This window comes from Delftia sp. Cs1-4 (assembly GCF_000214395.1).
GTDB classification, from domain to species: Bacteria; Pseudomonadota; Gammaproteobacteria; order Burkholderiales; family Burkholderiaceae_C; genus Comamonas; species Comamonas acidovorans.
Genome location: NC_015563.1, coordinates 5,343,365 through 5,366,341, shown reverse-complemented (window position 1 = coordinate 5,366,341; position 22,977 = coordinate 5,343,365). Strand labels below are relative to the sequence as shown.

Here is a 22,977-nt window from a genome sequence, read left to right as displayed (position 1 = left end):
GCCGGGGGCTTAGAAGTCCACTTGTGCCGACAGCATCAGCGTGCGCGGTGCGCCCGTGGTGGTGTAGCCGGCGGCAGTCACCCAGTAGCTCTTGTTGCTGACGTTCTCCAGGCTGGCGCGCAGCACCACCGGCTTGCCGGCCACGTGGGTGCGCAGGCGTGCGCCCAGGTCCAGGCGTGTCCAGCCGGGCATGCGCAGGATGTTGGCCGCGTCGTAGTACATGGACGAGGTGTGGATCACGCGGCCGTTCAGGCTCAGGCCCTCCACCCAGGGCGTATCCCAGTCCAGGCCCAGGTTGAAGGTGCGCTCGGGCACGCCGTTGGCATCGTTGCCCTGGTTCACGCCGCCTGCCGTGCGCGAGAGCTTGGCGTTGTTGAAGGCCGCGCTGGCCAGCAGGCGCAGGCCCTTGTGGATCTCGCCGTATGCGGTCAGCTCCAGGCCGCGGTTGCGCGTCTCGCCGCCGAAGCTGTAGACATTGGTCACCGGGTCGGTCATGGAGCCCGGGCGCTGGATCTGGTAGAGCGCGGCCTGCGTGGTCATGCGGCCCCAGTCCACCTTCACGCCGACCTCGTACTGCTTGGACTTCTGCGGCGCGAACACCTGGCCGGCATTGGCCGTGTTGGGCCCGGCCGTGCCGCCTGCCGACAGGCCAGCCGTGTAGTTGGCGTAGACCGAGACATTGTTCTGCGGCTTGAACACCACGCCGGCCAGCGGCGTCACGGCGCTGGCCTTGTACAGCGTGGTGCCGCTGGCGTTCTTCTGGTCGATGGTCTGGTCGCGCAGGCCCACGGTCACCAGCACGCGGTCGCTGAACAGCGCCATGGTGTCGGCCAGTGCCAGGCTGTGCTGCGTCAGCTCGGCGTTCTTGGTGGGCGCGCCGCGCACGAAGTCGATGGCCGGCAGGGGCGAGGGGTTGTAGATGTTGGAGGGGACGGCTTTGGTGGTCAGCTGGTAGAAGTAGCCGCTCTCGCGGTCCATGTAGTTGGCCGCTGCCACCACGGTGTGGCCGATGGCGCCGGTCTTGAAGCGCGTGCGCAGGCCCACGTCGGCCGAGGTGGTCTTGTTGAACTCGTCGTAGAAGCCGTTGCGCACCGTGAAGTTGCCCAGCGAGTCGATGCGCTGCACGGCCGTGGGGAAGCTCTGGTCGCTGGACACATCGCTGTAGCCCACGCCGCCGTAGACGGAGGTGTTGGCGTTGATGTCGTACTCCACGCGCGAGATCACGGTCTTGGCCTTGTCCAGCAGCTCCGTGCCCGGGTTGAAGTTGGTGCGGCTGTCGGGCACGGCGGGCACCTGGGTGATGCCGGCCAGGAAGGCGCTTTGCGGGCGGAATTCCGTGGTCTTGCCGCTGGTGGTCAGCGCGTCCAGCGACCAGCGCAGGCCCTGGCCTTCGTAGTCCAGGCCGACCGATGCCAGGCCCAGGCGCTGGCGGCCGCCGTCGATATTGCCTTCGCCGTTGCGCCACACGCCATTCACGCGCACGCCCCACTGGTTGTCTTCGCCAAAGCGGCGGCCCACGTCCAGGTGGGTGCCGAACTGGGCCTTGCCCATGTAGGTGGCGGTCAGGCGGTTCAGCGGCACGTCGCCCGCGCGCTTGGTCACCACGTTGATGCTGCCGCCGATGCTGCCGCTGGGGCCCACGCCATTGGTCAGCGAGCCGGGGCCCTTGAGCACTTCCACGCGCTCGATCACCTCCAGCGGCAGGCGCGTGGAGGGCGACAGGCCGTACAGGCCGTTCACCGACACATCGCGCATGGACAGGGAAAAGCCCCGCACCTGGAAGTCATCGCCATAGCCGCCGCGCGCCTGCAGCGTGCGCACCGAGGCGTCGTTCATCACCACGTCGGCGATGGTCAGAGCCTGCTGGTTCTCGATCAGCTCCGAGGTGTAGTTGGTCGTGCTGAAGGGCACGTTCATCTGGTCGGTCTTGCCCAGGATGCCCAGGTCGCCGCCGCGCGCGATCTGGCCGCCGGCATAGGTCTTTTGCAGTCCGCCAATGGCCTCGGCCTGGTCGCTCACCGTCACTTCCTTGAGGGCCGGGCCCTCGGCCGTCTGGGCCGCCACGCCCACGGCGGCCAGGGCCAGGCCGGCGCCCAGGCATTGGCGGATCAGGCGCGTGAGGGGGTGGGGAGCGAAGCGGAAGTCCGCAGGAGTGCTGTGGTGCGTCATGGCAGTCATGTGCAAAGGTTGGAAAAACCGTGAAGAAAAACCGGGGAAGAAAAACAGGGAAAGGAGGGCAGGCCGGCCGTGGCCCTAGAAGCGCGCGCGCAGCGACACCGTGACGTTGCGCGGATCGCCGTAGTAGTTGTTGAAGTAGGTGCTGTTGGGCGAGAACTTGGCGTAGTAGCGCTTGTCCAGCAGGTTGCTCACGTTCAGCTGCAGCGAGTAGGTGTCATCCAGGCGGTAGGCCAGCAGCGCGTCAAAAAGCGCATAGCCACCCTGGCGGGTGGTGACATCGCCCACGCTGGCGTAGGCATCGCTTTGCAGCCGCACGCCGGCGCCTGCGGTCCATCCCTGCAAGGGCCCCTTGAAGCGGTGGCTGGCAAACAGGCGCAGCGCATGGCGCGGGTCCACGGGCCGCAGCGGCTGGCCCACGTTAGCCTCGGAGGTGTCGCGCAGGTACCTGGCCTGGGTGTAGGTGTAGCCGGCCAGCACCTGCCAGCCTGGCGCGGGCTCGCCGGACAGCTCCAGCTCCCAGCCCTGGCTGCGGCTCTTGCCGCCGGCCATGAAGCAGTGGCTGGTCGGGTAGTACGGCAGGCAGGGCATGGCCGATGCCGTGTCCTGCATGGCGCTGCCCACGCGCTGGATGCGGAACACCGACACGCTGGCCTGCAGCCGGCCGTCCATGAAACTGCCCTTGAGCCCGGCCTCCAGGTCCTCGCCCCGGGCGGGCGCCAGGATGCTGCCGTCGGCGGCCTTCTTGTCCTGGGGGCTGAAGATCTCGCTGTAGCTGGCATAGGCGTCCAGCGTGTCCGACAGCGCATGCACCAGGCCCGCATAGAGCGTCAGCTCGCGGCGCACGCTGTAGCCGCTTTGGGCATTGCCGGGTTCGAGATAGCTCCACCAGCTCAGGCGCGCACCGGCAATGGCGGTGAGCGAGTCGGTCAGCGACAGCCGGGCCCGCGCGAATCCGCCGTACTGGTGGATGTGGGACACGGGCGATGAATAGGCGTTGCCGTTGCCCTCGCTGTAGAACGGCTCGGGGTAGCTGGTGTACGGATTCCAGCCGCGGATGTCCACATTGCGCAGCGGGCTCACGCCCCAGTAGCCCGTGGCGCCCGTGCTGCGGATGCGCTGCAGGTCGGCGCCCAGCGACAGCTCGTGCCTGCGACCCAGGGCCTCGAAGGGGCCGCTGGCCAGCAGGCTCAGCGCGTTCTGCGTGCTGCCGTCGCCGCCATAGATGGAGGTGCTGACGTCGAACAGGTAGGGATTGCTGTCGCTGGCCCTGGAAAACGAGGTCTGCTTGAACCCGTCCGACCGAAAGCGCGTGTGCGCCGCCTGGGCCTTCAGTTGCCAGCCGCTGTCCAGCCGGTGCTCCAGCTCGGCAAAGGCCTGCTGGTTGTGGCGATTCCAGGTATTCCAGGGCGTGCCCAGGTAGGTGCTGCGCGGCAGGCCGAGCTGGCTGCCGTCGGCGGCGGCGGGCAGGCCGCCCCAGGAGCCCGTGGCCTGCAGGTCCGTGTGCTGCAGGCCGGCCGTGAGCGTGGTGCGCGGCCCCAGGTCCGCCTCCAGCACGCCGTACAGGCCCAGGCGCTTTTCCTTGCGCGCGGTCTGGAACGATGCCTTGTCGTCCGCCAGCGCCACCAGCCGGCCGCGCAGCGTGCCGGCTGCGTTCAGCGGGCCGGACAGGTCGGCCTCCATGCGCTGGCGGTCCCAGGAGCCCAGCGTCAGCGCGGCCGAGCCCTGCCATTGCGCCGTGGGCCGCTTGCGCACCATGTTCACCATGGCCGAGGGCGAGCCCGCGCCACGCAGCAGGCCCGTGGCGCCGCGCAGCACCTCCACGCGGTCCAGCATGGCCGTATCGGGCTGGATGAAGGTGGAGGCCGAGGCCACCTGGTTCACATTGAGCCCGTCCACCTGCAGCGAATCGATCTGGTAGCCGCGCGAGTAATAGGCGATGCGCTCGCTGTCGATGTACTCCACCGTCACGCCCGGCGTGTGCTGCAGCACGGCATGCAGGTCGGGCAGGGCCTGCTCGTCCAGCCACTGGCGCGTGAGCACGGTCACGGGCTGCGGGATGTCGCGCACCGACTGAAGCCCCTTGTAGCCCGTGACCAGGCTGGCCGCGTAGCTGTCCGATGCCTCGGTCGTGGCACTGGCCGGCGCCGTGGCCCGGACCGTGACCGTGCCCAGCGTCTGCCCGCCCGTGCCCGAGGCCGCCGCTGGCAGCGGCCGCAGCGTGTAGACGCCGCTGGACTCGCGCACGGCCTGCAGCGCCGTGCCCTGCAGCAGCCTGGCAAAACCGTCTTCCACGCCATAGCTGCCCTGCAGCCCAGGGGACTGCAGCCGGCCCAGCTGCGCGGCATCAAACGACAGCGCAACGCCAGCCTGGTTGGCGTATTGCGCGATCACATGCGTGAGCGGGCCGGCCGCAATCGAAAAGCTGCGCTGGCCGGCTTGGGCGGCCTGGGCGGACGGCGCCGCATGGACGCAGTCCGCTGCCGTGGCAACCAGCATCGCCACCCCCAGCACCGCTGCCACCCCAGCCATCCCCATGGACGCAGGCCAGCCCCGGGCGGTTGCAAGGCCGTCCTGGGGCTGGTGGGGGAGGGGGCGGGGCATGGGGCTGGGAAAAGTGGTGTGACTCCCCGTATGCCGAACAAGCCCTGCCGATCCTGCAAGTTCGGCTGGACTTTTTTTGCGCTGCCGCTGAGATTTTCTCCGTTACTTTCCGTTGATCGCCAGGTGGAATAAGGCTGGGTTGCTATGGTTTTATTTTTTGATCAATGCCTCAGGACACCACCACCGGCCGGGGCTGGCGCGTCCCCGCCAGCGCCAGGCCCGCGAACAGCATCAGCATCAGGCCGTAGGCATAGGTGACCGGCAACAGACCGAAGCGCGCGGCGGCCATGCCCGCTGCGATGGCCGGCACGCTGAACGCCAGGTAGCTGGCGATGTAGATGGCCGAGATCAGGGCGCCGCGCTCGTGCGGCTCGGCCAGCGGGATCACGCTGCGCAGCGCGCCCTGGAAGCCCACGCCAAAGCCCGCGCCCGCCACCACCGAGGCGCCCAGCACCAGGGGCAGGCTTTGCAGATGGGCGCCGACCAGCAGCAGGGCCACCCCGGCCAGCAGGCCGCTGCCGCCGAACTGCAGCATGGCGCGCGGCGCGCGGCTGCGCAGCGTCCAGATGGCAGCGGCGGCGCTCAGCGTGTTGATGCACACGGCAAAGCTGGCGGCGACCTCCGAGCCCGTGACCGAGCGGATCATCGACGGGCCCAGCGACAGGTAAAAGCCCCCCAGCGCCCACACCGTGATGCTCATGGGCAGCACGCGCATGAAGTCGGCCCGGGCCTGGCCCGGAATCCGCACGCGCGGGCGCATGGCGGCCAGTGCGCCGGGGCGGCGCGCGCCCGTCTCGGGCAGCACGGCCATGGCGGCGGCCACGGCCACGAAGATCAGCGCCATGAGCCAGAACACCAGGCCCAGCTGCTGGCGCCACAGCTGCGCGAACTCGCCCGCCACGACAATGCCCGCCGCCATGCCGACCATGGGCGCCATGGTGCTCACCAGCGTGCCGCGCTCGCGGTGCAGGTCCAGCAGCGCCGCGCCCATGGCCGCACTGGCCATGCCGGTGGCAAAGCCCTGCAGCACGCGCGCCAGCACCAGGGCCTGCACGTCGCCCGCGCGGGCGAACACCGCCAGCGAGACGATCTCCAGCACCAGCGCCGCCAGGATCACGGGCTTGCGGCCCAGGTGGTCCGACAGCGCGCCCGTGGTGAGCAGGGCCAGCAGCAGGCTCAGCGCATAGACCGCGAAGACCAGGGTCAGCATGCCGGAGGAAAAGCCCCAGTCCTGCTGGTAGAGCCGGTACAGCGGCGTGGGCGCGCTGGAGGCGGCGAAGAAGCTGCCCAGGCCGAAGGCCAGGACGGCGAGGCTGCGGCCGGGCCGGGCAGCGGGAGTGGAGTTGGATGGTTGCAGTACCGACATGGTTAAGAGCCCTGCTGCACAATTAATGCAAAGTTTTTGCGTTAGCGAATTCTGCGCTTGTGCGCTGCTAACGCAAATTTTTAGCTTTAATAACCATGAGCACGCAAGTCCCATCCCTTTCCAAAACAGGTGGTCCCGCCCGTCCCGGCGGACGCAGCGCGCGCATCCAGGCCACGGTCTACCAGACCGTCAAGGGCCTGCTGGAAACCATGCCGCGCGAGGAATTGAGCTTTCCGCTCATCGCCGCCCAGGCGGGCGTGACGCCGTCCACCCTCTACCGGCGCTGGGGCGACATACAGCAGCTGCTGGCCGATGTGGCCGTGGAAATCATCCGGCCCACGGCGCCGCCGCTGGACACGGGCACGCTGGAGGGCGACCTGCTGGCCTGGGCCGAGCAGTTCCTGGAGGAATCGGCCTCGCCGCTGGGCCGCACCATGCTGCGCGACATGGCCGCCGCAGCGGGCAACGAGCACACGCCCTGCGCCTGCGTGGAAATCCTGCGCGGGCAACTGGCGCAGATCGGCGAGCGCGCAGCGCGGCGTGGCGAGGCGATGCCCGCTGCGGACACCCTGATCGACGCGCTGGCCGCACCCATCGTCTACCGCGTGCTGTTCGATCTGCCGCCGTCCCTGGAACACGTGCAGGCACGGGTGCGCGGCCTGCTGCAGGCTGAAACGGCTTAGCCCTTCAGCGCCCGCGCCAGCACCTCGAAGATCCGCGCATCCGAGCACTGCGCCACATTGAAGCGCAGGAAATCGCCTGCGCTCTGCGACTGGCTGAAGGCATTGCCGGGCGCCAGCACCACGCCATCCTCCAGGCAGGTACGCGCAAGCGCCGTGGCATCCATGCCCCCGGGCAACTGGCACCACAGGAACATGCCGGCCTGCGGCACCAGCCAGGGCTTCATGCCCAGGGCCCGCAGCCGCGCGGCCGTGCGTTCCATCTCCTGCGCCAGCCGCAGCCGCACGGACTCCATGTGCCTGCGGTAGCCGCTGTCGGTCAGCGTGCGCAGCACGATGTCGGCGGCCATGCGCCCGCCGCCGAAGTTGGTGGCGATCTTCAGGTCCGCCAGGTCCTGCGTCCAGTCGGGCCGCGCCGCGATGAAGCCGCAGCGCAGCGAGGCCGACACCGTCTTGGAGAAGCTGCCGATCTGGATCACGCGCGACAGGCCGTCGAAGGCCGCCAGCCGGGGCGCCGCATGGGTCTCCAAGTCGCAGAAGATGTCGTCCTCCACGATCACCAGGTCCGAGCTGTCGGCCAGCTTCAGGATGCGGTGCGCCACCAGTGGCGACAGCGTGGCGCCCGTCGGGTTGTGAATGGCCGAATTGGTGATGTACAGGCGTGGCGAATGCGCCTGCAGCGCGTCGGCGAACCGGGCCACGTCGGGCCCCTGCGGCGTGTAGGGCACGCTCACGGCCTGCACGCGGTGCGCCTTGAGCAGCGCATGGAAATTGAAATAGCAGGGGTCGTCGATCAGCACCGTATCGCCGGGCTCCAGCAGGAAACGGCAGACCAGGTCGATGGAGTGCGTGCCCGACTCCGTCAGCAGGATCTGCTCGGGCGAGGTCTCCAGCCCCATGGCGGCCATGCGCCGCGCCAGCAGGCGGCGCAGTGCCGGGTGGCCCAGCGGCGTTGCGTACTCCGTCAGCTCCAGCGTGCCCGAGCGCGCCAGGGAGCGCAGCGCGCGGCGCACGCCTTCCTCGTACAGCCATGAAGGAGGCAGCCAGCCGCAGCCTGGCTTGAGCGCGTGGGCATCTGCCTGCAGCGACTGGCGGGCCAGCCACAGGGGGTCGACCTCCCTGTCCACGCGCGGCCCGATACCGCCCAGCGCCAGCGGCGCCACCGGCCCCGCCACATAAAAGCCCGAGCCCGGGCGCGAGACGATCACCCCCTCGGCCGCGAGCCGCTCATAGGCCTCCACCACCGTGGACACCGACACCTGCATGGCCTGCGCCTGCGCGCGCACCGAGGGCAGGCGCGTGCCGGGCAGGTAGGTGCGCGCGGCGATGCGCGACTGGATCTCTTCCATCACCGCCTGGATGCGTGTGCCGCTGCGCATGGCTGCTCTTTCTTCTGTAGTGGATTTGTGTGCATAACAGTTCTTTTGAATTGTATTGGACTGTCTATGGAAGATCCGGCCGTGCAATGGCCCACTGCCTGCTGCAAACCAAGGAGCTTTTTGATGGACAAGACAAGCAACGGGTGGATCAACGGATTCATCGGCGTGGCGATCTTTGCGGGATCGCTGCCGGCCACCCGCGTGGCGGTCGCCGACCTGGACCCCACCTTCCTGACCTGTGCGCGCGCCAGCATCGCGGCATTGCTGGCCCTGGCCATGCTGCTGGCGCTGCGCCAGCCCCGGCCCGCGCGTGCCGACATGCCTTCGCTGGCGCTGAGCGCGCTGGGCGGCGTGGTGGGCTTTCCGCTGCTGACCGCGCTGGCGCTGCAGTACGTCACCTCGGCGCATTCCATTGTCTTCGTGGGCCTGCTGCCCCTGTCCACGGCCGTGTTTGCCGTGCTGCGCGGCGGCGAGCGGCCGCGCCCGGCCTTCTGGCTGTTCTCGCTGGCGGGCGCGGCCTTCGTGGCCGGCTATGCGGCCGTGGGCGGGGCCGGGGGCTCGCTGCGCGGCGATCTGCTCATGCTGGCCGCCATCATCGTCTGCGGCCTGGGCTATGCCGAGGGCGCGCGCCTGTCGCGCACGCTGGGCGGCTGGCAGGTCATCAGCTGGTCGCTGGTGCTGGCCCTGCCCGTCATGCTGCCGGCCGCCCTGCTCAGCATGCCGGCATCGCTGGCCGATGTGGGCCGGCCCGCATGGTTGGGCCTGGCCTATGTCTCGCTGTTCAGCATGCTCATCGGCTTTGTGTTCTGGTACCGGGGCCTGGCCCAGGGCGGCATTGCGGCCGTGGGCCAGATCCAGCTGCTGCAGCCCTTCATGGGCCTGGGCCTGGCGGCCCTGCTGCTGCACGAGCAGGTGAGCTGGGGCATGGTGCTGGTCACCATGGCCGCCGTGGTCTGCGTGGCCGGGGCGAAGAAGTACGCGCGCTGAGCCCGTCCGGCGTGGTGCGGGGCGTGGTGCGGGGCGTGGTGCAGGGCGTGGTGCAGGGCGTGGTGCGGGGGGAGCGATGCAGGGCGGTCAGCGCCCGGCCTCGCGCATCACCTGCTGCGCGAACTCTGCGGCCGAACCCTCGAACGGCTGGTTGCTGGCCGCCTCCAGCCGGCTGCGGATGGCCGGCGCGCGCAGCGCCTGGGCCACCGCGGCATTGATGCGCTGGGCCAGCGCTGGCGCCATCTGCGGCGGCGCGAACAGGCCGAACAGCGAATCCAGGTTGGCCTGCGCATGGCCCAGCTGCGCCAGCGTGGGCACATCGGGCAGGGCTGCCAGCCGCTGCGGCGCGCCCACGGCCAGGGCCTTGAGGCGGCCCGCGCGCAGCGCCTGCAGCTGCAGCGGCGCCACATTGGTGGACAGCAGCTCGAAATGCCCGGCCAGCGCATCGTTGAGCTGCTGGCCCCCGCCCTTGTAGGGCACATGCACGATGGGAATGCGCGTGGCCTGCTCTATGCGCTGCAGCACGGCGTGGCCCGTCGTGCCCTCGCCCGTGGTGGCCCAGCGTATGCCGCCGGGCATGCCGCGCGCCTCGGCCAGCATGCCTTCGAAATCTGCGGCCTTCAGCGCCGGCGTGCCCACCAGCAGCATGGGCGTGCGCATCACGCCGGCCACGGGCGTCACGGAGGCAGCGGCCAGGCCCACGGCGGTGGCGGCGGCAAAGACCAGGGTGCGGCCGTCGGGCGCGCTGCGCGCCAGCAGCTCCAGCGCCACGGTGCCGCTGGCGCCGGGGCGGTTGTCCACGATCACGGCCGTGCCCCATTGCTGCGCCAGTTGCTCGGCCAGGGCGCGGGCCACCATGTCGCTGACACCGCCTGCGGGGTAGGCCACCACGATCCGCACGCTGGCGCCCGGCCAGGCGGGCCGGGCCGGCAGCGCCTGGCCGGGCCAGGCCAGCGCGCAGGCAGCCGCCGCCAGCAGGGCGCGCCGGCCGGTATCGGTGCCTTGCGGTGCCTGCATGCCTCAGCCGCCCGGCGCCTGGTGGCGCTGCGCCAGCTCGCGCGCCAGGGCGATGAAGGTGGCCGCGGGTCCTGCGCCGCCGGTTTCCGTGCCGGCCTCGCGGTGCACCAGGGTGAGCGGGGCGCTCAGCCGCACGGCGGGCTCGAAGGCGCGGTAGACCACCGCCTCGGGATGGGCGCCGCGCACCGAGGCCGGCACGATGGACAGGCCCACGCCCGCCGCCACCAGGTTCACATTGGTCATCATGCGTTCCACCTCGGCGGCCACCTCCACCTGTACCTTGTGCCGGGCGCACAGCGCCAGCAGGTTCGCATACAGCCCCGGCGCGCCCGTGCGCCGCACAAGGATCAGGCGCTCGCCATCGAGCTGCCTGAGCGCCACGGGCTTCGATGCATCGCGCGCCAGCCGGTGGTCCACGGGAATGGCCAGCAGCGCGGGCTCCTGCAGCAGCGTCTCGAACACCAGGCCTTCGGGCCGGGCCACCGGCACGCGCAGAAAGCCGCAGTGCATGCGCCCGGCCTGCACGGCTTCGGTGATCTCGGCGGCATTGTTCTCGCTCACATCCAGCGCAATGTCGGGATGGCGGCCACGGCACAGGCGCAGCACCTCGGGCGTGAAGGCATGGGCCGCCGCCGAGCTGGTGAAGCCCACATGGATGCGCCCGCGCTCGCCGCGCGCAAAGGCCTGCATGCGGTCGCGCATGGCGGTGAAGTCGGCCAGCAGCCGCGTGGCCTCGCCCTGCAGCTCCAGGCCCGCGTCGGTCAGGTCCACGCCCTTGGGGTGGCGCCGGAACAGGGCAATGCCCAGCTCCTCCTCCAGCGCGCGGATCTGCTGCGACAGCGGCGGCTGCTGCATGCCCAGCAGCTCGGCCGCGCGCGTGATGTGGCCGGTATCGGCCACGGCCAGGAAGTAACGGAGATGGCGCAGTTCCATATATGTGAAAAGTATCCAGCCGATATCCTAAAAATCTTTGAAATATTGGACAAGCCTCTACAGAATCCGATCCAGTCATCGATGCGACCGCTTGCCGCGGCGCGGCAGGTGACTTCCAACAAGAAGCCAAGACAGGAGACAAGACATGCAAGCATCCGCGTATTTCCCCCTGCGTCCCGCCAGCGCCTCGCTGCTGGCCGCGCTCGCCCTGGCCGGCTGCGGCGGCGGCTCGGCCGTGCTGCACGGGCCGGTCACCTCCATCGAGACCGCGCCCAAGAGCACGGCCTGCCCTGCCGAGATTCCTGCGGGCATCAGCTGCTGGGCCGGGCAGGACTCCAAGGGCGCCTACTACCTGATCGCCAAGCCCGCGCAGTGGAACGGCACCCTGGTGCTGCACGCCCACGGCGGCCCGGACCTGGCCGCGCCCACCGCCGACCGTGCGGCCGAAGACCTGGTGCGCTGGTCCATCATGGTGCGCGCAGGCTACGCCTGGGCTGGCTCCACCTACCGCCAGGGCGGCGTGGAAGTGCGCGCCGCCGCTGAGGACACCGAGCGCCTGCGCGGCATCTTCCGCCAGCATGTGGCCAAGCCGCAGCGCACCATCCTGCACGGCCAGTCCTGGGGTGCGGGCGTGGCGGCCAAGGGCGCGGAAATGTTCAACGAGCAGACCGTGGGCGAGCGCCCCTACGACGGCGTGCTGCTCACCAGCGGCGTGCTGGGCGGCGGCACCCATGCCTACGACTTCCGCACCGACCTGCGCGTGGTCTACCAGTACCTGTGCGCCAACCACCCGCGCCCCAATGAGCCGCAGTACGCGCTCAACCTGGGCCTGCCCGCTGACGCCAAGATGCGCCAGGCCGACGTGGCCCTGCGCGTGAACGAATGCCTGGCGCTGGACAAGCCCGCCGCCCAGCGCACGGCCGCGCAGCAGGCGAAGATCGACACCATCACCAAGGTCATCAAGATCCCCGAAAGCGCCATCCAGTCGCACATGAACTGGGGCACCATGCACTTCCAGGACATCTCGGCCAAGCGCACGGGCGGCGCCAGCCCCTTCGGCAACGAGGGTGCGGTCTATGCCGGCTCGGCCGACGATGCCGCGCTCAATGCCGGCGTGCTGCGCTACCGCGCCGACCCTGCGGCCTACCGCAAGTTCGCCGATGACACCGACCCCGTGGGCAGGATTGGCGTGCCGGTCCTCTCGGCCAAGTGGATCAGCGACCCCACCGCCTTTGTGGAGCTGGATGCGCGGTTTCGTGCGGTGATGCAGCAAGGCGGCAGTGGGGACCGGCTGGTGCAGACCTTTACGCGGCAGGGGACGCACAGCTATATCAGCGATGCGACCTATCCCACCTTGATGACTGCGTTGATGCAGTGGGTGGAGGCGGGGGTGAAGCCGACTGCGGCGGGGATTGCTGCTGCTTGTGTGGGGAATGAGGCCAAGTTTGGGGTGGGGTGTAGTTTTGATGCGGCTTATGTGCCGGCTGCGTTGGGGGCTCGGGTGCCTGAGAGGGCGCGGCCTTCTTTGCAGTGAGCTGGTTTTTTCCCTGCAACGGGTTAGTTTTTGACCCTGCCGGGTGGTTGTTTTTCGAGGCCGGGTCTCGGCCTGGCGGCCGACCTACCTTTCTTTGATTCGTCACCGGTACGCCGGCCGAAGAAAGGTAGGCGAAAGAAAGACGACCCGGATGTCCGCGACCCCTTCGCTTCGCTGCGGGGCAACCTGCGTCGTGGCGGTTGCGGGGTTCGCCGTGAAACTCACTTCGCGCTGCGCGCTACGTTCAAACATCACGGCGAGTCAGATCACGAAGCAAGCCTGTCCTTCGGCAGGCTTGCAACCCCGCAACCGCCACGACGCAGGCGCTGACATACGGGGAGTTTGCTCGGGCCTTTGCTTCGCTCGGCCTGGGGTTTTTTTAGCGGGGCATGTTGGTTCTTGTGGCGGGGGCCAGTTGCGCCGCGAACTCGCGCGCGGCCGCGCTGTAGCTGGCGCCTCGGCGCCACAGCAGGCCTGCCGTGCGGATGAGCTGGGGGGCGACCAGGTGGATGGCCACCATGTCCGTGGCCTGCTGGGCGGCGCGCTCGGGGACGATGGTGGCCATGTCGCCCCAGCGGCACAGCGCGATCAGCGATTCCACCGAGCCCATTTCCGCGCGCAGCAAGGGCGTGACGCCTGCGGTGCGCAGCCCGTCCTCGATCAGGCTGCGCGTGTAGAACGTGCGCGGCAGCAGGGCCAGGGGCACGCCGGTCAGCGACTTGACGGACAGCGTGCGGCGCCCGGCCAGCGGATGCGATGGGTTGACCAGCAGCATCATGCGTTCGTCGAACAGCGGCAGCGCGTCCAGCTCGGCGCGCTGGGGCGGGTGAAAGCTCACGCCCAGGTCCAGGCTGCCGTCCAGCAATCCCTGCTCCACGGGCGGGGCCAGCAGCTCGATCACCACCACGTTGACCTTGGGATAGGCACGCATGAAAGCCGCCACGGCCGGGGCGACCAGGGTGTTGAGGAAGGTGGGGATCACGCCGATGGTCAGCGTGCCGGTCTGCAGCTCGCTGAGGTCGGCCAGCGCCATGCGCCCGGCCTCCACCTCATGCAGCGCACGCTCCGCATAGTTGCGGAACACCACGCCCGCCTGCGACAGCTTCAGCCCCCGGCCAATGCGCTCGAACAGCGCCATGCCCAGCTCCTCTTCCAGCTGGCGCAGTCCATGCGAGAGCGTGGACTGCGTGACATAGAGGTTTCTGGCCGATGTCGTCAGGTGCTCGGTCTTGGCGATATCGACAAAGTAGCGCAGCTGGCGCAGTTCCATGGGTGAAGGCAAGGGGGTGTTCGGCGGGCCAGTTTCTCACAGAGATACGGGCGCGCCGCACAGTTCACTCGCCGTCGTCCTGGTCCACGAACTCCACCAGCTCCGGCAGCATCTCCAGCTGCTGGATGGCATCCTTGAGCCGCAGGCCAAAGCGTGATTCCGGCCGCCCGAAGGCGCCCTGCGCCAGCCGCAGCGCCGCCGTTGCCTTGATCCACTCCACCTCGAAGGCATAGCGGTCCGCGTGCTGCTGGACACCCATGCGCTTGATGTGCTCCAGCGCCAGCTCCACGGCGCAGTCCACATCGACTTCGCTGTCGTCCCTGTCGGGGTCGTCGACCATCAGTTCGATCAACTGCTGCAGCGTGCTCTGCACCAGCCCCAGCGAGGCGTGCATGGCCTGCCGCCAAGTGGGAAGAAAAGGTGGTTGGGGAGAAGACGCCTGTGCGGCGGTGAGAGGGTGCATAACTTGGTTCCTGTATGAAACAAAGGCCCCGCTCTAGGTGGGGGCTGCAACCTCTACGTGCTGGTGTTACGACACACCAAGCCTTTCGGCTCGCCGCAAGTTTAACGGCTGCGTATCAAGAAGCCAGGCCGAGCGCAGCGAAGGCCCGCAACAACTCCCCGTATGTCAGCGCCTGCGTCGGGCCGCCTGCGGGGTTGCAGTCCTGCCGAAGGACAGGACTGCTTCGTGATCTGACTCGCTGCGGTTGTCTGAGCGGAGTTCACGCAGTGAACGCAGCGAGTTCCGCAGCGAACCCCGCAGGTGGCCCGACGCAGGTTGCCCCGCAGCGAAGCGAAGGGGTCGCGGACATCCGGGTCGTCTTTCTTTTGCCTCCTTTTCTTTGACGAATCAAAGAAAAGGAGGTCGGCCGCCGGGCCGAAACCCGGCCTCGAAAAACACCCCCCCGGCAGGGACAAAAAACAGCACCTGACCAAGACCAGACCAGAACAGACCAGCTGTCACACCCCTGTAAACCCCCACCAACAAACTCCCCCCCTTCACCACCCCCACAAAAACCACATGCCGCTGAGCAACCTCCCCACATTGCAATCCCTGCTCCTGTCCCGCCGCCTGGCGCTGAGCGTCCTGGCCAGCGCCGCGCTGGTGGCCGCCTGCGGTGGCAGCGACAGCAACGACAGCACGACGCCCCCGGTGGCCAGCCAGCCCGCGACGGCCACGCTGGCCGTGCTGGAGACCACGGATCTGCACTTCAATGTGCGCAGCTATGACTATTTCAAGCTGGCCGAGGATGCCTCCTACGGCTTCGAGCGCACGGCCACGCTGGTGCGTGCGGCGCGCAAGGAGTTTGCCAATACGCTGCTGGTGGACAACGGCGACACCATCCAGGGCACGGCCCTGGCCGACTACGAGGCCGAGGTGGCCAAGATCTCCTGCACGCAGCAGCTGTCCATGTACAAGGCCATGGGCGCGCTGGGCTTCGATGCGGGCACGCTGGGCAACCATGAGTTCAACTACGGCCTGCCCTTCCTGAACCAGGTGCTGGGCGGCGGCCTGGACGTGGACGGCGTGGACAAGGCGCTCAAGTGCGCGGGCAATGGCTTTCCCATGGCGCTGTCCAACGTCTACAGCAGCAAGACCAAGCAGCCGCTGGTGCAGCCCTACGTGATTCTGGAGCGCAAGATCGCGGCCAAGGACAAGGATGGCAAGGCGGTGGAGCTGCCCATCAAGATCGGCGTGATCGGCTTCACCACGCCGGGCATCATGAACTGGGACAAGCGCTATCTGGAAGGCAAGCTCTACACCGAAGGCGCCGTGGAGTCCGCCCAGAAGTACCTGCCCGAGATGCGCGCCAAGGGCGCCGATGTGGTGGTGGCCATGCTGCACGGCGGCCTGGATGGCGCGGCCTACTCGCCGACGATGGAGAACCCCGGCCTGCACCTGAGCAAGGTGGCCGGCATCGACGCCATGGTCATGGGCCACCAGCACAGCGTGTTCCCCGATGCGGCGGCCACGCCGGCGTTCACGCAGGCGGGCGTGGACAACAAGGCGGGCACCATCAACGGCGTGCAGTCGGTGATGGCCAGTTCCTGGGGCAAGGCGCTGGGCGTGATCCAGCTGGCGCTCAAGTGGGACGGCAAGCAGTGGAGCGTGGACAAGAGCGCGGGCAAGAGCGAGCTGCGCAATATCCAGACCGGCAAGGACGCCGCAGGCAAGGCCACCTACGTGGCCGTGGACCCGACGGTGGCGCCGCTGATCGAGAGTCAGCACCAGGCCGCCATCCAGTACGTGAAGACGCCCATCGGCAGCACGGACTTCCGCATGAGCACGCTGTTCGCCGATGTGGGCGACCCGGGCGCCATCCAGATCGTCAACCAGGCGCAGCGCGACTATGTGGCCGACTATGTGAAGGCCAGCCTGCCGCAGTACGCGCAGCTGCCCGTGCTGTCGGTGAGCGCGCCGTTCAAGTCGGGCTTCCAGGGCGGCGCCGACTACACCGACGTGGCCGTGGGCCCGCTGGCCATCTACAACGCGGCCGACCTGTACCTGTACCCCAACACCGTGTATGCGGTGAAGGTGAATGGCGCCGACATCAAGGACTGGCTGGAGGCCGCTGCCAAGCGCTTCAACCAGATCGATCCGGCCAAGACGGGTGAGCAGCAGCTGATCAGCACCTTCCCGGGCTACAACTTCGACATGTTCACCACGGCCGATGTGCAGTACGAGATCGACGTGACCCAGCCCGTGGGCAGCCGCATCAGGAACCTGCAGTACCTGGGCAAGGCCATCGACCCGGCGCAGGAGTTCGTGATCGCCACGAACAACTACCGCGCCACCAGCGGCAAGAGCTTCATCGCCAAGCTCGACGGCTCCAGCGCCATCTGGGCCTCGCCGGACGCCAACCGCGACGTGGTGATCGGCTACGTGCGCAAGAAGGGCAGCATCACGCGCGCTGCCAATGGCGCGGCCAAGAGCTGGCGCTTCACCAAGGTGGCCACCTCGGCCAACGTGGTGTTCAGCTCCGGCGCCAACGCGCTGCCGGTGGCGCAGGCGGCGGGCCTGGCCAACATCTCGCTGGTGGCGGCCGATGACGGCTCGGGCAAGGGCACGTCCAAGTACCGCCTGGATCTGTCGAAGTAAGTTCCGGCAGGCAAGCAACAAAAAAGCCCCGTGCATCTGGCACGGGGCTTTTTTGCTTGTGCCGAACGGGCTTCAGCGCGCAGGCGGCATCTCGAACACCAGGCAGGTGGTGGTGGCGTGGGCGTAGAGCGTGCCATCGGGGCCGACCAGGCGCGCCTCGGCCGTGGCCAGCTGGCGGCCGCAGTGCAGCACGCGGCCTTCGGCGCGCACGCGCGGCACGCGCGGGGTCAGTGCCTTGACCAGGTTCACGCCCAGCTCGGCCGTGGTGTAGCCCCGGCCCGGCGGCATGCAGGTGTGGACGGCGCAGCCCAGCGCCGAGTCCAGCAAGGTGGCGAACCAGCCGCCGTGCACTGTGCCCATGGGGTTGAGGTGGTTGGCGCCGGGGCGGCCCTGGAAGACGGCGCTGCCTTCGCCCACGGAAATCAGCATGAAGTCCAGCGTGCGTGCAATGGGCGGGTAGGGCAGTTCGCCGCGCAGCATGGCCTGCATCAGCTCCAGCCCGCTGCGGCCTGCGACCTGGTCGGGGCGCGACACGCCTGCGCCGGGGCCGGCGTCCAGCCGGAGGGTGACCGCCTGTTCCTCGTCCAGCCAGGCTTGCAGGGCAGGGGAGATGGCGCCGGAGGTGACGCTGGAGGTGAGGCTGTGGGCGGCCTGCTCCGGGGAGTGGGTGCGGGTGTCCATGGAATGTCTCTCTTTCATTGGGAAAAATGCGGGCGCCAGACTGTCTGGGATGGCGGCGTGGATATTATTGTATCTACAACAGTTGTATATGCAATAATCTGCGCCATGCCAGTGAATCCAGACATCCTCGCCGTGCCCCAGGGCTGCACCAACCACCGCGTGCGCCAGCTCATGCGCAGCGTGGGCCAGGTGTATGACGCCCATCTGAACGAGACGGGGCTGCGCATCACGCAGTACTCGCTGCTCAGCCATGTGCTGGCCGCCGGTCCGGTGCGGCCCTCGGACCTGGCGCGGCGCATGCGCATGGACGCCTCGACGCTGACGCGCAACCTCAAGCCGCTGATCGACGCCGGCTGGGTGCGCATGGGCCAGGGCGAGGACCAGCGCAGCCGCCTGGTGCACATCACCGACGCGGGCCAGGCCAAGCGCGAAGAGGCCAAGCAAAGCTGGAAGACCGCACAGAACGAGCTCAACGCCCGCGTGGGCCCGGAGCGCGTGGCGGCCCTGCATGCGCTGATCGACGAATGCCTGGTGCTGCTCGATGGCGGCAATGGCGATGGCGCTGGCGATGGCAACGCTGCAGACGGCCCGCAGGCGTAGGCCCTACCGAATTCCCAACCCCCGAAGAGACTCCCATGCTCTCCAACTCCACGGCGCGCTGGCTGCAGCGGCGCGGCATCCACTACGGCTGGCTGGTCGCGGCCATCACTTTCCTCACCATGCTGACCATGTCGGCGGCGCTGGGCCTGCCGGGCGCCATGCTGCAGCCGCTGTCGCGCGAGTTCGGCTGGAGTACGGAGCAGATTTCGAGCAGCCTGGCGCTGCGCTTTGCGCTGTTCGGCCTGCTGGGGCCGTTTGCGGCCGTGATGATGGAGCGCTTCGGCCTGCGTGCCGTGATGTGCATGGGCCTGGCCCTGTTGGGTGGCGCCATGGCGATGGTGACGCAGGCCACGCAGCTGTGGCATCTGTTTTTGCTGTGGAGCCTGCTGCTGGGCATGGGCACGGGCCTGACGGCGCTGGTGCTGGGCGCCGTGGTGGCCAACCGCTGGTTTGCGGCGCGGCGCGGCCTGGTCATCGGCGTGCTCACGGCCAGTGCGGCCACGGGGCAGCTGGCCTTCCTGCCGCTGGCCGCCTGGATGATCGAGCACTGGGGCTGGCGCTCGGCCACGGTGCCGGTGTTCGTGGCCAGTGCCTTGATTGCCGTGCTGGCCCTGCTGTTCGTGAGGGACCGGCCTTCGGACCTGGGCCTGGTGCCCTTTGGCGGCGATGCCTCGGCCCCGCCGCCGCCGGCCATGGCCATGAACTTCGGCACGCCCTTCAAGGTGCTGGCCGAGGCCGCGCGCAACCGCACCTTCTGGCTGCTGGCGGGCACCTTCTTCATCTGCGGCCTGTCCACCAACGGCCTGGTGCAGACGCACTTCATCTCGCTGTGCGGCGACAACGGCATGGGCGCGGTGCCCGCCGCGTCGGTGCTGGCCATGATGGGGGCCTTCGATTTCGTGGGCACCGTGCTGTCGGGCTGGCTGTCGGACCGCTACGACAACCGCAAGCTGCTGTTCTGGTACTACGGGCTGCGCGGCCTGTCGCTGTTCTGGCTGCCGCATTCGGAGTTCACCTTCTACGGCCTGGGCCTGTTCGCCATGTTCTACGGGCTGGACTGGATCGCCACGGTGCCGCCCACGGTCAAGCTCACGGCCCAGCATTTCGGGCCGCAGAAGGTGGGGCTGGTGTTCGGCTGGATCTTCGCGGCCCACCAGCTGGGCGCGGCCACCGCTGCCTGGGGCGCAGGCCTGACGCGCACGTTGCTGCTGACCTATACGCCCGCGCTGTATGCGGCCGGCCTGGCCTGCCTGGTGGCGGCGGTGATGGCGCTGGTGATAGGGCGGGCGCGCAAGGCGGCGGCGGTGGCCGCGGCCTGAGCCCCATCACCGTTCACGCCATCCACGCCTTCAGTACAGCTGGCGCTTGCCCGGCTGCAGCAGGACGACCAGGGCGCCCGCGCCACCTTCGGCCGGGCGGGCCTGCACAAAGGCGAGCACTTCCTTTTTCTGCACCAGCCAGCGCAGCACGCGGCCCTTGAGCACGGGGGTCTTGCCCGGCGAGCCCAGGCCCTTGCCGTGCACCACGCGCACGCAGCGTATGCCGGTGCGGTGCGACAGGCGGATGAACTGGCCCAGCGCCTCGCGCGCCTCGTCCACGCGCAGGCCGTGCAGGTCCAGCTGGCGCTGGATGCTCCACTGCCCGGCGCGCAGCTTGTGGGTCACGTCCAGGCCGATGCCGGGGCGCCGGAAGCTGAGCTGGTCGTCGGTGTCCAGCAGGGTGCTGACGTCGAACTCGTCGCTCATGGCCTCCTGCAGCACGCGCTGCTCGTCCAGCTCCAGCTGCAGGGGCAGCGGCTCGGGGGGCTCGGGGGCGTGGAGGTGGCGGGCGTGCGCGGACTTGAGCGCATGCACCGGGCCCACGGTGTTTTCGAACAGCTTTTGCTCGGCCAGGAGGCGGCGCGCCGCCTCGGCGCGCTGCTGCTGGAGCAGGGCCTCTTGGGCGGCGGCTTCGGCCAGTGCGCGGCGCACTGGCGCGAGGTCCTGCAGGCTGGTGGCTTTCAAAGTCATGGTGACGCCGGTTGTACCGCAATTTCGGCACCCCGGCGGCCATGGCGCCCTCTCAAGGCCTGGTGGCCCTAGAAGCGATAGCGGGCGCTGACCTGGACATTGCGCGGCGCGCCGTACATGCCCGAGTACCACCAGCCGGACATGGCCGCGATGTACTTGCGGTCGAACAGGTTGTTGACGTTCAGCGTCAGCGACAGCTGGTCGCTCACGTCATAGCGGGCCATGAGCCCGGCCACGGCGTAGGAGGCCTGGCGTGCGCTGACCTGCTTGCCGACCTGCCAGGCTTCGCCGCTGTACTCGATGCCGCTGCTCCAGTTGACACCACCGCCTACGGTCAGCCTGCGCCATTCGCCGGGCATGCGGTACGTGGTCCACAGGCGGGCCATCTGGCGCGGGAAGGTGGTGTTGATGCGCTGGCCCGTGGCGTCTTCGGAGGCGCTGAAGTTGTAGGAGGCGGCAATCGACCATTGGCGGTTGATGGCGCCGTTGACTTCCAGGTCCAGGCCCCGCGTCTTGGCGCCCTTGATGGCGCGCGAGGCGGTGGTGGTGGTGCCCGGGATGAACTGGCCGGGGTCGGACTCGGCCAGGTTGTCCTGGCGGATGAGGTAGACGGCGGCGCTGGTGGCCAGGCGCCCGTCCAGGAATTCGCTCTTGATGCCGGCCTCGTAGGTGTTGCCTTCCTGCGGGTCCAGGAAGGCGCCGTTGCGGTCGCGCGAGGTCTGCGGGCTGTAGATGGTGGCAAAGCTGGCGTACAGCGTGTGCTGCGGGTTCAGCGTGTAGACCAGGCCTGCGTAGGGCGTGAACACGCGGCGTTCGGACGAGGGCGAGGTCTGGTGGTATCCGTCCGTGGTGTCGGTGCGGTAGTCGCTGTCGTAGTTGAACAGCTTGCCGCCCACGATGAGCTTGAGGTCGTCGGCCAGCGCGAAGCGGCCGGCGCCGTACAGGCTGGTCTGGCGGCGCGTGCTGTCGAAGACCACGAAGCGGTCGCCGAACACCGGGCTGCCGCTGCTGTCCCACTGGTAGATGTTGACGGGCTTGTTGCGCAGGCCCGTGATGTCGAAGCTGCCGTCGGTCAGGCTCTGGAAGTCGGTGTAGTCCAAGCCCAGCACCGCCTCGTGCTCGCGCCCGCCCAGGTTGAAGGGGCCGCGCAGGTTGATGTCCACGGATTTGTTGCGCAGCCGGTAGTCACGCCGCTCGGCGTTAAGCGACAGGCCATCGCCGGTCTCCCGGTCGAACAGGCTGTTGTTGACGGCCAGGTAGACCGCGTCTTCGCGCTGGTTGGAGCGCAGGTAGTTGGCCGAGAGCTTGAGCTGCCATCGGTTGGCCAGCGCCTGCTCCAGCGTGACGAAGGCGCTGGTGGAGTCGGTGTTGAAGCGGTTGTCGCGGCTGGCCGGGTTGAAGGAGACGGGGAAGTCGGTCTGCCGCCCGTCGCTGCTGAACAGCGGAAAGCCCAGGTAGGCCATGGAGCCGCGCGAGCGGCCGCGCTGGTGGTCCAGCCCGGCGGTGAGCTTGAGCGTGGAGGTGAGGTCGGCCTCGATCACGCCATAGAGCACCTCTTTTTTCTTGCTGTAGAAGTCGATGTGGCTGTCGCCCTCCTGGTGCACGGCGACCAGGCGGCCGCGCACGCTGCCCGAGGCGTTGAGCGGCGAGGACAGGTCCAGCACGCCGCGCCGGTTGCCCCAGGAGCCCACGCTGGCCTCGGCCGAGCCCTGGAACTGCGCCGTGGGCTTTTTGCGCACCATGTTGACGATGCCGGACGGATCGCCCGCGCCCGTGGTCAGGCCCGAGGCACCGCGCAGCACCTCGATGCGGTCGTACAGCGCCATGTCGGCAATGCTTTGCGTGGGCAGGGCGTCCAGGCCCAGGAATTCGGTGTGCGTGCTGACGCCGTCGAGCTGGTAGTTGGTGATGGGGTAGCCGCGCGCATTGGCGTTGCTGCGCTCGGTGCCCAGCGCCGAGGTGGAGATGCCCGGCACGCGCGCCAGCACGTCGCTGATGCTGGTGAGGTTTTCGTCCTCCATGCGCTGTTGGGTCATCACGCTGACCGACTGCGGCGTGTCGCGCACGCTCAGCGCCAGGCCCGTGGCCACGCCGCTGGGGCCGCGCGCGGTGTAGCTGCCCGTGCCTTCGGTCGTGCCTGCCCGGTCGGCCTGGGCGACCACCTTGACCTCGGCCAGCGCATGGTCCTGGGCGCGGCCCGGGGCTGCCGTGGCCGGTGACGCCGCGGGCGCGGCGACGGAGGCCAGCACCGTGAGCGTGCCCTGGGGCGTGCGTGCCAGCCGCAGCCCGCTGTCGCCCAGCGCCAGCTGGGCGGCCTGCTCCACGCTGTAGCTGCCCCGGATGGCGGGCGCGCGCTTGCCGGCCAGCAGGGCCGGATCGGCGCTGATGCTGCGCTGGGCCTGGCGGGCGATGCGCGCCAGCGAGTCGTCCAGCGCGCCGGCGGGCAGGTTCCATTCCAGGGTGGCGGCTGCCTGCGATGTGCTGGCCGCCACCGGCTGTGCCCAGGCCTGCGGCGGTGCGGACAGCGACCAGGCCAGCGCGGCGGCCACGGGCAGCAGCAGCGAGGGCGGGCTCGGCCTGCGGTGTGCGGGCGTGCTGCCGGGCTGCGGGATACGGAGAGGGCGGCGTGCGGAGGCCATGGA

At 69.0% G+C, this 22,977-nt stretch carries 17 protein-coding genes; 6 read left to right on the top strand and 11 right to left on the bottom strand.

Features of this window, described 5'->3' with window-relative positions:
- Nucleotides 1–9: 9 nt before the first annotated feature.
- From DELCS14_RS23520 to DELCS14_RS23510, 3 genes are all read right to left on the bottom strand, one after another.
- Nucleotides 10–2,178, bottom strand: a complete 2,169-nt coding sequence (locus DELCS14_RS23520) for a TonB-dependent siderophore receptor (protein ID WP_043796444.1) — start codon at nucleotides 2,176–2,178, stop codon at nucleotides 10–12.
- 75 nt (nucleotides 2,179–2,253) lie between these two features.
- Nucleotides 2,254–4,779, bottom strand: coding sequence for a TonB-dependent receptor (locus DELCS14_RS23515; RefSeq protein ID WP_013803872.1), 2,526 nt, complete (start codon nucleotides 4,777–4,779; stop codon nucleotides 2,254–2,256).
- 169 nt (nucleotides 4,780–4,948) lie between these two features.
- Nucleotides 4,949–6,145, bottom strand: coding sequence for an MFS transporter (locus DELCS14_RS23510; RefSeq protein ID WP_013803871.1), 1,197 nt, complete (start codon nucleotides 6,143–6,145; stop codon nucleotides 4,949–4,951).
- A gap of 95 nt (nucleotides 6,146–6,240) precedes the next feature.
- Between DELCS14_RS23510 and DELCS14_RS23505 the strand changes: the two genes are divergently transcribed.
- A complete protein-coding gene (locus DELCS14_RS23505; protein ID WP_012203814.1) occupies nucleotides 6,241–6,828 on the top strand; it encodes a TetR/AcrR family transcriptional regulator in 588 nt (195 codons plus the stop codon).
- Here DELCS14_RS23505 and DELCS14_RS23500 read toward each other — a convergent pair.
- Nucleotides 6,825–8,204: a PLP-dependent aminotransferase family protein gene (locus DELCS14_RS23500; RefSeq protein WP_013803870.1), complete on the bottom strand. Its 1,380-nt coding sequence runs from the start codon at nucleotides 8,202–8,204 to the stop codon at nucleotides 6,825–6,827. The genes DELCS14_RS23505 and DELCS14_RS23500 overlap by 4 nt on opposite strands.
- Before the next feature lie 123 nt (nucleotides 8,205–8,327).
- Here DELCS14_RS23500 and DELCS14_RS23495 point away from each other — a divergent pair, with 123 nt between their 5' ends.
- The gene (locus DELCS14_RS23495) at nucleotides 8,328–9,191 is read left to right on the top strand and encodes a DMT family transporter (RefSeq protein WP_013803869.1); all 864 of its coding nucleotides are present in this window, start codon (nucleotides 8,328–8,330) and stop codon (nucleotides 9,189–9,191) included.
- Nucleotides 9,192–9,278: 87 nt separating this feature from the next.
- Here DELCS14_RS23495 and DELCS14_RS23490 read toward each other — a convergent pair whose 3' ends face one another.
- Entirely contained in the window at nucleotides 9,279–10,208 is a 930-nt protein-coding gene (locus DELCS14_RS23490) for a tripartite tricarboxylate transporter substrate binding protein (protein WP_013803868.1), read from the bottom strand.
- Nucleotides 10,209–10,211: 3 nt separating this feature from the next.
- Nucleotides 10,212–11,141, bottom strand: a complete 930-nt coding sequence (locus DELCS14_RS23485; protein WP_013803867.1) for a LysR family transcriptional regulator — start codon at nucleotides 11,139–11,141, stop codon at nucleotides 10,212–10,214.
- A gap of 145 nt (nucleotides 11,142–11,286) precedes the next feature.
- Between DELCS14_RS23485 and DELCS14_RS23480 the strand changes: the two genes are divergently transcribed.
- Nucleotides 11,287–12,675: a hypothetical protein gene (locus DELCS14_RS23480; protein WP_013803866.1), complete on the top strand. Its 1,389-nt coding sequence runs from the start codon at nucleotides 11,287–11,289 to the stop codon at nucleotides 12,673–12,675.
- 379 nt (nucleotides 12,676–13,054) lie between these two features.
- On the opposite strand, the gene DELCS14_RS23475 is transcribed toward DELCS14_RS23480, so the two are convergent.
- The gene (locus DELCS14_RS23475; RefSeq protein WP_013803865.1) at nucleotides 13,055–13,945 is read right to left on the bottom strand and encodes a LysR substrate-binding domain-containing protein; all 891 of its coding nucleotides are present in this window, start codon (nucleotides 13,943–13,945) and stop codon (nucleotides 13,055–13,057) included.
- Nucleotides 13,946–14,009: 64 nt separating this feature from the next.
- Complete coding sequence (locus tag DELCS14_RS23470; RefSeq protein WP_017407724.1) at nucleotides 14,010–14,339, bottom strand: hypothetical protein; 330 nt, start codon at nucleotides 14,337–14,339, stop codon at nucleotides 14,010–14,012.
- A 627-nt stretch (nucleotides 14,340–14,966) separates the two neighbouring features.
- Between DELCS14_RS23470 and DELCS14_RS23465 the strand changes: the two genes are divergently transcribed.
- A complete protein-coding gene (locus tag DELCS14_RS23465) occupies nucleotides 14,967–17,045 on the top strand; it encodes a bifunctional 2',3'-cyclic-nucleotide 2'-phosphodiesterase/3'-nucleotidase (protein ID WP_013803863.1) in 2,079 nt (692 codons plus the stop codon).
- 72 nt (nucleotides 17,046–17,117) lie between these two features.
- On the opposite strand, the gene DELCS14_RS23460 is transcribed toward DELCS14_RS23465, so the two are convergent.
- On the bottom strand, nucleotides 17,118–17,726 hold the full coding sequence (locus DELCS14_RS23460; RefSeq protein ID WP_013803862.1) for a PaaI family thioesterase: 609 nt from the start codon (nucleotides 17,724–17,726) through the stop codon (nucleotides 17,118–17,120).
- Nucleotides 17,727–17,831: 105 nt separating this feature from the next.
- On the opposite strand from DELCS14_RS23460, the gene DELCS14_RS23455 reads away from it, so the two are divergent.
- Nucleotides 17,832–18,326, top strand: a complete 495-nt coding sequence (locus DELCS14_RS23455; RefSeq protein WP_013803861.1) for a MarR family winged helix-turn-helix transcriptional regulator — start codon at nucleotides 17,832–17,834, stop codon at nucleotides 18,324–18,326.
- Nucleotides 18,327–18,361: 35 nt separating this feature from the next.
- Nucleotides 18,362–19,645 carry an MFS transporter gene (locus tag DELCS14_RS23450; protein WP_013803860.1) on the top strand — a complete coding sequence of 428 codons (1,284 nt, stop codon included), beginning with the start codon at nucleotides 18,362–18,364 and terminating at the stop codon, nucleotides 19,643–19,645.
- A 30-nt stretch (nucleotides 19,646–19,675) separates the two neighbouring features.
- Here the strand turns inward: DELCS14_RS23450 and DELCS14_RS23445 are convergent, their stop codons facing one another.
- Together DELCS14_RS23445 and DELCS14_RS23440 are read right to left on the bottom strand one after the other, a co-directional pair.
- Complete coding sequence (locus DELCS14_RS23445) at nucleotides 19,676–20,335, bottom strand: Smr/MutS family protein (RefSeq protein WP_013803859.1); 660 nt, start codon at nucleotides 20,333–20,335, stop codon at nucleotides 19,676–19,678.
- Between the two features lie 68 nt (nucleotides 20,336–20,403).
- Nucleotides 20,404–22,974: a TonB-dependent receptor gene (locus tag DELCS14_RS23440; RefSeq protein WP_013803858.1), complete on the bottom strand. Its 2,571-nt coding sequence runs from the start codon at nucleotides 22,972–22,974 to the stop codon at nucleotides 20,404–20,406.
- Between the last annotated feature and the right edge of the window lie 3 nt (nucleotides 22,975–22,977).